Annotated in this window: 9 protein-coding genes; all 9 read left to right on the top strand. The window is 63.4% G+C overall.

Annotation, left to right across the window (positions count from 1 at the left end):
* Nucleotides 1–79 precede the first annotated feature (79 nt).
* The 9 genes from HSX14_RS28185 (at nt 80) to gltB (ending at nt 13,060) form a co-directional block, all read left to right on the top strand.
* A complete protein-coding gene (locus tag HSX14_RS28185) occupies nt 80–1,144 on the top strand; it encodes a pilus assembly protein PilM (protein ID WP_173171164.1) in 1,065 nt (354 codons plus the stop codon).
* Nucleotides 1,144–1,716, top strand: a complete 573-nt coding sequence (locus HSX14_RS28180; protein WP_173171166.1) for a PilN domain-containing protein — start codon at nt 1,144–1,146, stop codon at nt 1,714–1,716. The genes HSX14_RS28185 and HSX14_RS28180 overlap by 1 nt, the downstream gene beginning before the upstream one ends.
* The gene (pilO, locus tag HSX14_RS28175; RefSeq protein ID WP_173171168.1) at nt 1,713–2,336 is read left to right on the top strand and encodes a type 4a pilus biogenesis protein PilO; all 624 of its coding nucleotides are present in this window, start codon (nt 1,713–1,715) and stop codon (nt 2,334–2,336) included. The genes HSX14_RS28180 and pilO overlap by 4 nt, the downstream gene beginning before the upstream one ends.
* Nucleotides 2,333–2,866, top strand: a complete 534-nt coding sequence (gene pilP / locus HSX14_RS28170; RefSeq protein WP_173171170.1) for a type 4a pilus biogenesis lipoprotein PilP — start codon at nt 2,333–2,335, stop codon at nt 2,864–2,866. Before pilO ends, pilP begins: the two co-directional genes overlap by 4 nt.
* 53 nt (nt 2,867–2,919) lie before the next feature.
* The gene (locus tag HSX14_RS28165; protein ID WP_173171172.1) at nt 2,920–4,998 is read left to right on the top strand and encodes a type IV pilus secretin PilQ; all 2,079 of its coding nucleotides are present in this window, start codon (nt 2,920–2,922) and stop codon (nt 4,996–4,998) included.
* 5 nt (nt 4,999–5,003) lie between these two features.
* Nucleotides 5,004–5,522 (top strand): shikimate kinase AroK, encoded by a 519-nt coding sequence (aroK, locus tag HSX14_RS28160; RefSeq protein ID WP_173171174.1) that lies wholly within the window; start codon nt 5,004–5,006, stop codon nt 5,520–5,522.
* Between the two features lie 51 nt (nt 5,523–5,573).
* Nucleotides 5,574–6,677, top strand: a complete 1,104-nt coding sequence (aroB, locus tag HSX14_RS28155) for a 3-dehydroquinate synthase (RefSeq protein WP_173171176.1) — start codon at nt 5,574–5,576, stop codon at nt 6,675–6,677.
* Nucleotides 6,678–6,687: 10 nt separating this feature from the next.
* Entirely contained in the window at nt 6,688–8,361 is a 1,674-nt protein-coding gene (locus tag HSX14_RS28150; protein WP_173171178.1) for an AAA family ATPase, read from the top strand.
* Between the two features lie 253 nt (nt 8,362–8,614).
* Nucleotides 8,615–13,060 (top strand): glutamate synthase large subunit, encoded by a 4,446-nt coding sequence (gene gltB, locus HSX14_RS28145; protein ID WP_173171180.1) that lies wholly within the window; start codon nt 8,615–8,617, stop codon nt 13,058–13,060.
* The last annotated feature ends 11 nt before the right edge of the window (nt 13,061–13,071 follow it).

Raw genomic sequence — 13,071 nt, 5'->3', positions numbered from 1 at the left:
GCGCTTCTGTCAAGACTGTTATTTAATGTGGAAAAACATAAATCGTCCGTAAGTCTCGGATGCTGATAGGAAATCGGTCGTGCTAGGGCTCTTCAACAAGAAAGCGAATACGCTGCTGGGGATCGACATAAGCTCGACTTCAGTCAAGCTCCTTGAATTGAGTCGCTCGGGAAGCCGCTACAAGGTAGAGGCCTACGCCGTCGAGCCGCTCCCACCGAATGCTGTGGTCGAAAAGAACATCGCCGAACTGGAGGGGGTCGGCCAGGCGTTGTCCCGTGTTCTTGGCAAGGCCAAGGCCAGTTCGAAGTCCGTCGCCGTAGCGGTCGCGGGCTCCGCTGTAATCACCAAGACGATCGAGATGGATGCCGGGCTTTCCGACGATGAGTTGGAGAACCAGCTGAAGATCGAGGCGGACCAGTACATCCCTTACCCGCTCGAAGAGGTCGCAATCGACTTCGAGGTCCAGGGTGCTTCCGCGCGCAATCCTGAGCGGGTCGATGTGCTTCTCGCCGCGTGCCGCAAGGAGAACGTCGAGGTCCGTGAAGCCGCTCTGGCCCTGGCGGGCTTGACCGCCAAGGTCGTAGACGTCGAAGCCTATGCGCTGGAACGTGCCTACGGACTTCTCGCTGCGCAACTGGGTAACGGGAGTGACGAACTGACGGTCGCCGTCGTGGATATCGGGGCGACCATGACCACCCTGAGCGTCCTGCACAACGGCCGGACCATCTACAGCCGCGAGCAGCTTTTCGGCGGGCGCCAGCTCACCGAGGAGATCCAGCGTCGCTATGGCCTGTCCGTCGAAGAAGCGGGTCTTGCCAAGAAGCAGGGCGGTCTTCCGGATGACTACGACAGTGAAGTGTTGCAGCCGTTCAAAGACGCAGTGGTCCAGCAGGTGTCTCGTTCGCTGCAGTTCTTCTTCGCTGCGGGCCAGTTCAACGATGTCGACTACATCCTCCTGGCGGGTGGTACGGCGTCCATTCCTGATCTGGATCGTTTGATCCAGCAGAAGATCGGCACTCCTACCCAGGTTGCCAACCCCTTCGCGGAGATGGCGCTGAGTGGCAAGGTCAATGCGGGCGCATTGGCCAGTGATGCCCCGGCGCTGATGATTGCCTGCGGACTGGCGATGAGGAGTTTCGACTGATGGCACGCATCAACCTACTCCCCTGGCGGGAGCAGCTGCGCGAGGAACGCAAACAGCGATTCCTCGTGGCCCTTGCGGGTGTGCTGGTGATCTCGGCCGGCCTGGTTTTCCTCGGCGATCAGTACCTGAACGGCGAGATCGAGAACCAGCAGGCGCGTAACGAGTTCGTGCGCAAGGAAATCGCGGTGCTGGACACTCGGATCAAAGAGATCAGCGAGCTCAAGACGCGCCGCCAGCAACTGCTCGAGCGGATGAAGATCATTCAGGACCTGCAGGGCAACCGCCCCATCATTGGTCGCGTTTTCGACCAGTTGGTGCGCACGTTGCCGGATGGGGTCTTCTTCACGAACGTAGCGATGAAAGGGCAAAGCATCGCCATCGTTGGCGCTGCCGAGTCCAACAACAGGGTTTCCAACCTGATGCGTAATCTCGATGCCTCCGAATGGTTGACCGCTCCGAACCTTACCGAGGTCCGGGCGATTACCGCTGGCGCGGTCGACCAGGCAAATGTCTTCCAGTTGACCGTGCAGCAGACCCAGCCTGCTGCCGACGCAGAAGGAGCCAAGAAATGAGCTTGGCTGATTCGCTCGAAAGTCTACGCAAGGTCGATCTGAACGACCTCGACTTCAACAACGTTGGTTCCTGGCCGGCGGCGGTAAAGGTAATCGCTTGCGTCTTGCTGATCGCAGCTGTCCTTGCGCTGGGTTACAACTTCCATCTCAAGGATCTGGAACTTCAGCTCGATCAGCAGCGCGCCGAAGAAGAAACGCTCAAGCAGCAGTTCACCACCAAGGCTTTCCAGGCGGCCAACCTAGAAGCCTATAAAGATCAAATGAAGGAAATGGAAACTTCCTTTGGTGCCCTTCTTCGGCAGCTGCCCAGTGATACCGAAGTCCCCGGCTTGCTGGAGGACATCACCCGCACTGGTCTTGGAAGCGGGTTGGAGTTCGAGGAGATCAAGCTCCTTCCGGAAGTCGCCCAGCAGTTCTATATCGAGCTGCCGATCCAGATATCGGTGGTGGGGACGTACCACGACCTGGCCACCTTTGTGAGCGGAGTTGCAAGCCTTCCCCGCATCGTGACGCTGCATGATTTCACCATTGCTCCTGCCAATGCTGGAAGCACCACGCAGTTGCGCATGAGTATCCTGGCGAAGACCTATCGCTACAACGACAAGGGGCTGCAGAAATGATTCGTACCAGCTCCCGTCTGATTCTCAGTGGTCTTCTGCTGGCTAGCCTGTCCGGATGCGGAGGTGGCGGTGATTTCGCCGATCTCCAGGCTTACATGGATGAAGTTCGTGCCCGCCCGAAAGGCACGATCGAACCGCTCCCGAAGTTCCAGCCCTATGAGGCCTTTACATACAGCGCAGCCGCCTTGCGCAGCCCGTTCCAGCCGCCGGTGAAGATCGACCTGGCGAACAAAATCAAGGGCAGCAAGGACGTGCACCCGGATGAGACGCGGGTAAAACAATTCCTTGAAGGGTTCAACATCGAGTCCTTCGAGATGGTTGGCACGCTTTCCAATGAGGGAGGCATGTTCGCTCTGGTTCGAGGCGCTGGAGGGGTGCATCGAATCAGGGTGGGTGACTTCCTTGGGCGCAATGACGGCAAGGTCGTCGCGATAAACGAATCCAAGATCGACGTCGTAGAGATAGTCCCGGATGGCGAGGGTGGCTGGCTCGAGCGCCCGCGCAGTCTCACGCTCAAGGAGCGCTCTTAAGGGCGGGGTGACTTATGAAAAACAAACACCGGTCTGCACAACGGAACCAGATGATGAACAGCTCGCTTTCGCGCTTCGGCCTTACCCTATTGGCCGCCATGTTGTCGCCAGTATTGCTGGCTGCCGACCTGCAGGGTCTCGATGTGGCAGCCTTGCCTGGCGGTAAGGTTGAACTGAAACTTGCCTTCGACGAGCCGGTTGTCGCGCCTCGGGGCTATACCATCGAGCAGCCTGCGCGTATTGCCTTGGACCTGCCCGGGGTAACCAACAAGCTGGGCAGCAAGAATCGTGAGCTGGGTGTGGGCAACGCGCGGAGCGTCACCATAGTCGAGGCCAAGGATCGCACCCGGATGATTATCAACCTGGCGACACTCGTGCCCTACAGCACGCGTGTCGAGGGTAACAATCTCTATGTCGTGGTGGGTGAGGCGGGCGGTGCCACGCAGCAAGCGACCCGTACTTCTCCTGTTGCCGCTCCGGCAGCCCCCGCAGCCCCCGTCAAGACTTTTGCTGCGGCAGGCAAGGCCATCAGCAACATTGATTTTCAGCGCGGTGACCAGGGTGAAGGCAATGTTGTAATCACGCTTTCCGATCCCACTGTAAGCCCGGATATTCAGGAACAGGGTGGCAAGATTCGCCTTGATTTCGCCAAGACCCAATTGCCCGAGTCGTTGCGCGTACGCCTGGATGTGAAGGATTTCGCTACGCCGGTTCAGTTCGTCAGCGCAGCGGGCTCTTCAGGTAACGCCAGCATCACCATCGAGCCGACCGGCTTCTACGATTACCTGGCCTATCAAACCGATAACAAGTTGACTGTCAGCATCAAGCCGCTGACGCAAGAAGATGTCGAGAAGCGCAAGTCCGAGCGTTTTGCCTACTCGGGTGAAAAGCTCTCTTTGAACTTCCAGGACATCGATGTGCGTTCGGTGCTTCAGCTGATTGCTGACTTCACCGACCTCAACCTGGTGGCCTCGGACACCGTGCAGGGCAACATCACCCTGCGCCTGCAGAACGTGCCCTGGGACCAGGCGTTGGACCTGGTGCTGAAAACCAAGGGGCTCGACAAGCGCAAGGTTGGCAACGTGCTGCTGGTTGCACCGGCAGACGAAATTGCTGCTCGTGAGCGTCAAGAGCTGGAGTCCCAGAAGCAGATCGCCGAGTTGGCTCCGCTGCGTCGTGAGCTGATCCAGGTGAACTACGCCAAGGCTGCCGATATCGCCAAGCTGTTCCAGTCCGTGACCAGTGGCAACGAGTCGTCGGATGAGCGTGGTTCGATCACTGTGGATGACCGCACCAACAGCATCATCGCCTACCAGACCCAGGACAAGCTGGACGAACTGCGCCGCATCGTGGCCCAGCTCGATATCCCGGTCCGTCAGGTGATGATCGAGGCTCGTATCGTCGAGGCGAACGTCGACTACGACAAATCGCTGGGTGTGAACTGGCGCGGTGCGCGTGTGGGTGACAACAACTTCGTCATCGGCGGGGAAGGTGGCACTCGTACCGGTGGTGGTGGCACCAGCCCCAACGCGGCTCTCGGTACCTTTGTTGATATGGGTGCTACAGGTGCTACTTCCTCCATTGGCATTGGGTTCGTAACCGACAACACCATCCTCGACCTCGAACTCTCCGCCATGGAGAAGACCGGCAACGGCGAGATCGTATCCCAGCCGAAGGTCGTAACTTCGGACAAGGAAACCGCGAAGATCCTTAAGGGCGCCGAGATTCCCTATCAGGAAGCCAGCTCCAGCGGTGCCAGTACCACATCCTTCAAGGAAGCGGCCCTGTCCCTTGAAGTGACTCCGCAGATCACGCCTGACAACCGCATCATCATGGAAGTCAAGGTAACCAAGGATGCCCCGGACTTCTCCAACGCGCTGAACGGCGTACCGCCGATCAACAAAAACGAGGTCAATGCCAAGGTTCTGGTCAGCGATGGCGAGACCATCGTGATCGGCGGTGTGTTCTCCAACACCCAGACCAAGGCGACCGACAAGGTTCCCTTCCTCGGCGACCTGCCGTTCCTCGGCCGCATGTTCAAGCGTGATGTGGTCCAGGACAAGAAATCCGAGCTGCTGGTCTTCCTCACCCCGCGTATCATGAACAACCAGGCTATTGCGGTGAGTCGCTGACATCAGTGCGTAATTTGATCCTCGTTGGCCCGATGGGAGCTGGAAAGAGCACCATCGGGCGTTTGCTTGCCAAAGAACTGCGCCTGCCCTTCAAGGATTCCGACAAGGAAATCGAGCAGCGGACGGGTGCGGACATCCCTTGGATATTCGATGTCGAAGGCGAGCAGGGTTTTCGTGATCGCGAGCAGTCGATGCTTCAGGAGCTCTGCCTCGCCGATGGCGTCGTGGTTGCGACGGGGGGCGGAGCTGTCTTGCGGCCTGCCAACCGCGAAGCGCTCAGGGGGGGAGGCCGGGTCGTCTATCTGCACACCTCGGTTGAGCAGCAGATCGACCGCACCTCCCGCGACCGTAACCGGCCACTGCTGCGCACCGCTGACCCGGGGCGTGTGCTGCGTGACCTCATGGCCATCCGCGACCCGCTTTACCGGGAGATCGCCGACATCATCATCGAGACCGATGAGCGGCCTCCGCGTCTGGTGGTCCAGGAAATCCTCGAACGATTGCAGGCGCTGCCACCCCGTTAAAGCAGGGGCCGAACTGCGCTATCCTAGTGCCCTTTTCATAGTGGGGGCCCCATGCGGACACTTCAGGTCGATCTTGGCGAGCGTAGTTATCCCATCCATATCGGCGCTGGCCTGCTGACGCAGGTCGAGCTTTTCGCGCCCCATATCGCCGGCAAGCAGGTGGCCATCGTCACCAACGAGACCGTCGCCCCTCTCTATCTCGAACAGCTGACCCGCACGCTTTCCGCCTACAAGGTGCAGCCGATCGTCCTGCCCGACGGCGAAGCCTTCAAGAACTGGGAAACCCTGCAACTGATCTTCGACGGCCTGCTCACCGCCCGTCACGATCGCCGCACCACCGTCATCGCCCTGGGCGGCGGCGTGATCGGTGACATGGCCGGCTTCGCGGCGGCCTGCTACCAGCGTGGTGTCGATTTCATCCAGGTGCCCACCACCCTGCTGTCCCAGGTGGACTCCTCCGTGGGTGGCAAGACCGGCATCAACCACCCGCTGGGCAAGAACATGGTCGGTGCGTTCTACCAGCCCCGGGCCGTGATCATCGATACTGCGACGCTGCGCACGCTTGCGCCGCGCGAGCTCTCCGCCGGCCTCGCCGAAGTGATCAAATACGGCCTGATCTGCGACGAGCCCTTACTGCCCTGGCTGGAAGAGCATATGGCCGCCCTGCGCAGCCTCGAACAGGAGCCCCTGACCGAAGCCATCGAGCGCTCCTGTGCGGCGAAAGCCCGGGTCGTCGGGGCCGACGAGCGCGAGTCCGGCGTACGCGCCACCCTCAACCTCGGCCACACCTTCGGCCATGCCATCGAGACCCACATGGGCTATGGCGTCTGGTTGCATGGCGAGGCGGTTTCCGCCGGCACCGTCATGGCACTGGAGATGTCCCGGCGCCTGGGCTGGATCAAAGAAGAGGAGCGTGATCGTTCGATCCGCCTGCTGCGCGATGCCGGCTTGCCCATCGTGCCGCCGGAAGAGATGACGCCCGAGCAGTTCCTCGAACACATGGCAGTGGACAAGAAGGTCCTCGACGGACAGCTGCGCCTGGTGCTGTTGCGCGCGATCGGCGAGGCCGTTGTCACTGCGGATTACCCGCGAAATATTCTGGACGACACCCTGAGCGCGGACTATCGCGCCCTGGCTGACCAGCTTGGAGAGTAAAAAGAGTCCCATGACCAGCCTGCACGCCGACGAGGCCTTCCTGGCCCACTACCAGTTCACCCACGACCCCTTCGCCGCGCGGGTACCCGGCTTCAAGTTCTATCCCGCCCAGCGCAAGCCGGTGCTTGGGCAGTTGCACCACCTGGCCCGCTACAGCCAGCTGCTGCTGGTGGTGACCGGTCCCCAGGGCAGCGGCAAGACGCTGCTGCGCCAGGCGCTGGTCGCCAGCACCAACAAGCAGGCGGTGCAAAGCGTGGTGGTTTCCGCGCGCGGCGCGGCCGAGGCGGGTGGTCTGATGCGCCTGGTCGCCCAGGCGCTGGGCGTTGCCCAGGGCGACGCGCGCTCGGTCCTCGCCCAGGTCGGCCAGCTCGCGCTGACCGGCCAGGAGGTCTACCTGCTGGTGGACGATGCCGAAGACCTCGACGACGCCGGCCTCGACAACCTGCTGACCCTGGCCGCTGGCAACAGCGAGGCTCGCCCGCATGTCTTCCTCTTCGCCGACTCCAACCTGCTGCCGCGCCTGGAACTGCTCGCCGATGGCGAAGAACGTTTCCACGCCATTGAACTTCTGCCCTACAGCGAGGACGAAACCCGCGAATATCTGGCGCAGCGGCTCGAAGGCGCCGGACAGGGGATTGAGCTGCTGACCGAGGAGCAGATCGAGGACATCCATCTGCAATCCGGTGGTTGGCCCGGCGGCATCAATCAGTCCGCTCGTGAACTGTTGGTCGAGGCCATGCTCGCCGAGCGGGGGGCCTCGCGCAAAGGAGGGTTCAGCTTGAATCTACCGAAGAAGCACCTGCTGGCACTGGGGGTCGTCGCCATTGGCGTCGTCGCAGCCCTGTTGATGCAGAACCGTTCGGACAGCCCGGCTTCCACGCAGCCCACGACCGCACAGCTGCCCATGGGCCAGCAGCCGACGCCTGCCGGTGAAGCGCCCGCTGGCCAGCCCCAGGCACCGGCCGAAGCGCCCGCCGTAGAGTTCGCCGGCTCCTCGCAGCCCCTGCCGCTGCCCCTGGTGGGCGAAGCCCAGCCGGTGATCCGCGAGCCGCTGGCGCAGGCGGCAGGCCAGGACGATCTCGATGATGGTGGTGCCCAGCCTGGCTCCCAGGCGGCCATTCCGCCGACCGTCACCACCGTCGCACCGCCTGTGGGCGCTGTCGCTGGCACCGCTCCGGCCGTGCCGCCCGCTCCGGTGATCACCCAGCAGCCGGCGGTCAAGCCGATCCAGCCGATCGCCACTGCGCCGACTTCCGCCGCGTCCGCCCCGGCTGCCGTGCCCACGGCGCCCGCCAAGCCCGCCGTTGCGGCCACGACTCCGGCCAAGCCGGCCGAGAAGCCTGCTGCCAAGCCCGCTGCCGCACCGGCCGTGGCCGCTGCCGGCACTGCGTCCGCCGGTGCCGGTGATGGCTGGTATCGCGCCCAGGCCGGCGGTCATTACGCCGTGCAGATTCTCGGAACCAGCTCCGAAGGCAGTGCCAAGGCATTCGTCCAGCAGAACGGCGGCGAGTACCGCTACTTCAAGAAAGTCCACCAGGGCAAGCCGCTGTACGTCGTCACCTATGGCAATTTCCCCAGCCGCAATGCCGCCCAGGCCGCGATCAAGGGGCTACCCGCCAAGGTCCAGGCCGGCAAGCCCTGGCCCAAGAGCTTCGCCAGCATCCAGCAGGAAATCGCCCGCTGAGAGCGGGCGCCATCTCCCTCCCGCCTCCGTGACCGGAGGGTCGTTAGCACGACCTTCCGGTCTAATCCTTCGGTTTGGCGACATAAACTTTCACTTAATCGTCGCGAAGATTTGTGACGGACCAAGTGGATATGTACAATGACCTCCCTTTTGCCTGCGCAAAGCTGGCGCCTAGTCCTGCGCGTGTGGTAAGTGGTTGAACTACAAAGCAATTTTGCCTTTTTACCAAGGCAGTTCCTGGTGAGAGTTCCCTATGAAAGCAGGTCTGTACCATCCTGATGAGTTCAAGGATAACTGCGGTTTCGGCTTGATCGCCCACATGCAAGGCGAGGCAAGCCACCATCTTCTGCAAACCGCTATCGAAGCACTGACCTGCATGACCCACCGTGGCGGCATCAACGCCGACGGCAAGACCGGTGACGGTTGTGGCCTGCTGATCCAGAAACCCGACCTGTTCCTGCGCGCCACGGCCAAGGCCGAGTTCGCGGTCGACCTGCCTGCCCAGTACGCCGTGGGCATGGTCTTCCTGAACCAGGACCAGGCTCGCGCCGACGCGGCCCGCGCCAACATGAACCGCGAGATCGAAGCCGCCGGCCTGCAGCTGATCGGCTGGCGCAAGGTGCCGATCGATACCAGCGTCCTCGGCCGCCTGGCCCTCGAGCGCCTGCCGCAGATCGAGCAGGTGTTCATCGGTGGCGAAGGCCTCTCCGACCAGGAGATGGCCATCAAGCTGTTCAGCGCCCGTCGTCGTTCGTCCGTGGCCAACGCCGCCGACGCCGACCACTACGTCTGCAGCTTCTCCAACAAGACCATCATCTACAAAGGCCTGATGATGCCGGCCGACCTGCAGCAGTTCTACCCGGACCTGGGTGACGAGCGCCTGCAGACCGCCATCTGCGTCTTCCACCAGCGCTTCTCCACCAACACCCTGCCGAAGTGGCCGCTGGCGCAGCCCTTCCGCTTCCTCGCCCACAACGGCGAGATCAACACCATCACCGGCAACCGCAACTGGGCCCTGGCCCGTCGCACCAAGTTCGCCAACGACCAGCTGCCCGACATCGACGAGCTCGGCCCGCTGGTCAATCGCGTCGGTTCCGACTCCTCCAGCATGGACAACATGCTCGAGCTGATGGTCACCGGCGGCATCGACCTGTTCCGCGGCCTGCGCATGATCATTCCGCCGGCCTGGCAGAACGTCGAGACCATGGACGCCGACCTGCGCGCCTTCTACGAATACAACTCCATGCATATGGAGCCCTGGGACGGCCCCGCCGGCGTCGTGCTGACCGACGGCCGCCACGCCGTCTGCCTGCTCGACCGCAACGGCCTGCGCCCGGCCCGCTGGGTCACCACCAAGAACGGCTACATCACCCTGGCCTCCGAGATCGGCGTCTGGGACTACAAGCCCGAGGACGTCATCGCCAAGGGCCGCGTCGGCCCCGGCCAGATCCTCGCCGTGGACACCGAGACCGGCCAGGTCCTGACCACCGACGACATCGACAACCGCCTCAAGTCGCGCCACCCCTACAAGCAGTGGCTGCGCCAGAGCGCCGTGCGCATCCAGGCCAAGCTCGACGACGACCACGGCGTGGCCAGCTACGACAGCGACCAGCTCAAGCAGTACATGAAGATGTTCCAGGTCACCTTCGAGGAGCGTGACCAGGTGCTGCGCCCGCTGGGCGAGCAGGGCCAGGAAGCCGTCGGCTCCATGGGCGACGACACCCCCATGGCCGTGCTCTCGCGTCGCGTGCGTTCCACCTACGACTACTTCCGCCAGCAATTCGCGCAGGTCACCAACCCGCCGATCGACCCGCTGCGCGAAGCCATCGTCATGTCCCTGGAAATCTGCCTGGGCGCCGAGCGCAACATCTTCACCGAGTCCCGCGAGCACGCCACCCGCGTGATCCTCAGCAGCCCGGTGATCTCCCCGGCCAAGTGGCGCGCGCTGATGAGCCTCGACCGCGAAGGCTTCGAGCGCCAGGTGATCGACCTCAACTACGACGAGTCCATCGGCCTCGAGGCCGCCGTGCGCAACATCGCCGACCAGGCCGAGGAAGCCGTGCGTTCGGGCAAGGTGCTGCTGGTCCTCAGCGACCGCCACATCGGCCCCGGCAAGCTGCCGGCCCACGCGTCCCTGGCCGTCGGCGCCGTGCACCACCGCCTGACCGAGCAGGGCCTGCGTTGCGACTGCAACATCCTGGTCGAGACCGCCACCGCGCGCGACCCGCACCACTTCGCAGTGCTGGTCGGCTTCGGCGCCTCCGCCGTCTACCCGTACCTGGCCTACGAAGTGCTGGCCGACCTGATCCGTACCGGCGAAGTGCTGGGCGATCTCTACGAAGTCTTCAAGCACTACCGCAAGGGCATCTCCAAGGGCCTGCTGAAGATCCTCTCGAAGATGGGCATCTCCACCATCGCCTCCTACCGCGGCGCGCAGCTGTTCGAAGCCGTGGGCCTCTCCGAGGAAGTGGTCGAGCTCAGCTTCAAGGGCGTCGCCAGCCGCATCAAGGGTGCGCGTTTCGTCGACATCGAGGCCGAGCAGAAGCTGCTCGCCTTCGAAGCCTGGAACAACCGCAAGCCGATCCAGCAGGGCGGCCTGCTCAAGTTCGTCTACGGCGGCGAGTACCACGCCTACAACCCCGATGTGGTCAACACCCTGCAGGCCGCCGTGCAGCAGAGCGACTACGCCAAGTACAAGGAATACGCCGCGCTGGTGGACAACCGTCCGGTGTCGATGCTGCGCGACCTGCTCAAGGTCAAGCTCGCCGACCAGCCGCTGTCGCTCGACCAGGTCGAGCCGCTGGACGCCATCTTCAAGCGCTTCGACGCGGCCGGCATCTCCCTCGGCGCCCTGTCTCCCGAGGCCCACGAGGCCCTCGCCGAAGCCATGAACCGCCTCGGCGGCCGCTCCAACTCCGGTGAGGGCGGTGAAGACCCGGCGCGCTACGGCACCGTGCGCAGCTCCAAGATCAAGCAGGTCGCCACCGGCCGCTTCGGCGTCACCCCCGAGTACCTGGTCAACGCCGAAGTGCTGCAGATCAAGGTCGCCCAGGGCGCCAAGCCCGGCGAAGGCGGCCAGCTGCCCGGCGGCAAGGTCAACGGCCTGATCGCCAAGCTGCGCTATGCGGTCCCCGGCGTGACCCTGATCTCGCCGCCGCCGCACCACGACATCTACTCCATCGAAGACCTGTCGCAGCTGATCTTCGACCTCAAGCAGGTCAACCCCAAGGCGCTGGTCTCGGTGAAGCTGGTGGCGGAAGCCGGTGTCGGCACCATCGCCGCCGGCGTGGCCAAGGCCTACGCCGACCTGATCACCATCTCCGGCTATGACGGCGGCACCGGTGCCTCGCCGCTGACCTCCATCAAGTACGCCGGCAGCCCCTGGGAGCTCGGCCTCGCCGAGACCCACCAGACCCTGCGCGGCAACGACCTGCGCGGCAAGGTCCGGGTGCAGACCGACGGCGGCCTGAAGACCGGCCTCGACGTGATCAAGGCCGCCATCCTCGGCGCCGAGAGCTTCGGCTTCGGCACCGGCCCGATGGTCGCCCTGGGCTGCAAGTACCTGCGCATCTGCCACCTGAACAACTGCGCCACAGGCGTCGCCACCCAGAACGACAAGCTGCGCAAGGACCACTTCATCGGCACCGTCGAAATGGTGATGAACTACTTCACCTACGTCGCCGAAGACACCCGCGAGTGGCTGGCCAAGCTCGGCGTGCCGAGCCTGGGCGAGCTGATCGGCCGCACCGACCTGCTGGAAATGCTCCCCGGCGAGACCGAGAAGCAGGGCCACCTGGACCTGTCCCCGCTGCTGGGCAGCGACAAGGTCCCGGCCGACAAGCCGCAGTTCTGCGAAGTCGAGAAGAACCCGCCGTTCGACCAGGGCCTGCTGGCCGAGAAGATGGTGGAACTGGCCAAGGCCGCCATCGACGCCAAGAGCGGCGCCGAGTTCGCCCTCGACATCTGCAACTGCGACCGCTCCATCGGTGCCCGTGTCTCCGGCGAGATCGCCCGCGTGCACGGCAACCAGGGCATGGCCAAGGCGCCGATCACCTTCCGCTTCAAGGGCACCGCGGGCCAGAGCTTCGGCGTGTGGAACGCCGGCGGCCTGAACCTGTACCTCGAAGGCGACGCCAACGACTACGTCGGCAAGGGCATGACCGGCGGCAAGCTGGTCATCACCCCGCCCAAGGGCAGCCCGTTCAAGACCCAGGAGTCGGCCATCATCGGCAACACCTGCCTGTACGGCGCCACCGGCGGCAAGCTGTTCGCCGCAGGCACCGCGGGCGAGCGTTTCGCCGTGCGCAACTCCGGCGCCCACACGGTCGTGGAAGGCACCGGCGACCACTGCTGCGAATACATGACCGGTGGCTTCGTCTGCGTCCTCGGCAAGACCGGCTACAACTTCGGCTCGGGCATGACCGGCGGCTTCGCCTACGTGCTCGACCTGGACAACAGCTTCGTCGACCGGGTGAACCACGAACTGGTGGAGATCCAGCGCATCAGCAACGAGGCGATGGAGGCCTACCGCAGCCATCTGCACAGCGTGCTGGCCGAGTACGTCAAGGAAACCGAAAGCGAGTGGGGCGCCCACCTGCTGGAGAACCTGGACGACTACCTGCGCAAGTTCTGGCTGGTCAAGCCGAAGGCCGCGAACCTCGCCTCGCTGCTCTCCAGCACCCGAGCCAACCCGCAATAACAAACGCCCAG

Source organism: Pseudomonas tohonis, assembly GCF_012767755.2.
Lineage (GTDB): Bacteria > Pseudomonadota > Gammaproteobacteria > Pseudomonadales > Pseudomonadaceae > Metapseudomonas > Metapseudomonas tohonis.
Note: the sequence above shows the minus strand (reverse complement) of the source record. Positions and strands in the feature narration are given on the sequence as shown.

Bases quoted from the DNA above. Each gene is read 5' to 3' on its own strand.
- HSX14_RS28180 (WP_173171166.1), top strand. From the start codon at position 1,144: ATGGCACGCATCAACCTACTCCCCTGGCGGGAGCAGCTGCGCGAGGAA.
- HSX14_RS28150 (WP_173171178.1), top strand. From the start codon at position 6,688: ATGACCAGCCTGCACGCCGACGAGGCCTTCCTGGCCCACTACCAGTTC.
- HSX14_RS28165 (WP_173171172.1), top strand. From the start codon at position 2,920: ATGAACAGCTCGCTTTCGCGCTTCGGCCTTACCCTATTGGCCGCCATG.
- pilP (WP_173171170.1), top strand. From the start codon at position 2,333: ATGATTCGTACCAGCTCCCGTCTGATTCTCAGTGGTCTTCTGCTGGCT.
- pilO (WP_173171168.1), top strand. From the start codon at position 1,713: ATGAGCTTGGCTGATTCGCTCGAAAGTCTACGCAAGGTCGATCTGAAC.
- gltB (WP_173171180.1), top strand. From the start codon at position 8,615: ATGAAAGCAGGTCTGTACCATCCTGATGAGTTCAAGGATAACTGCGGT.
- aroB (WP_173171176.1), top strand. From the start codon at position 5,574: ATGCGGACACTTCAGGTCGATCTTGGCGAGCGTAGTTATCCCATCCAT.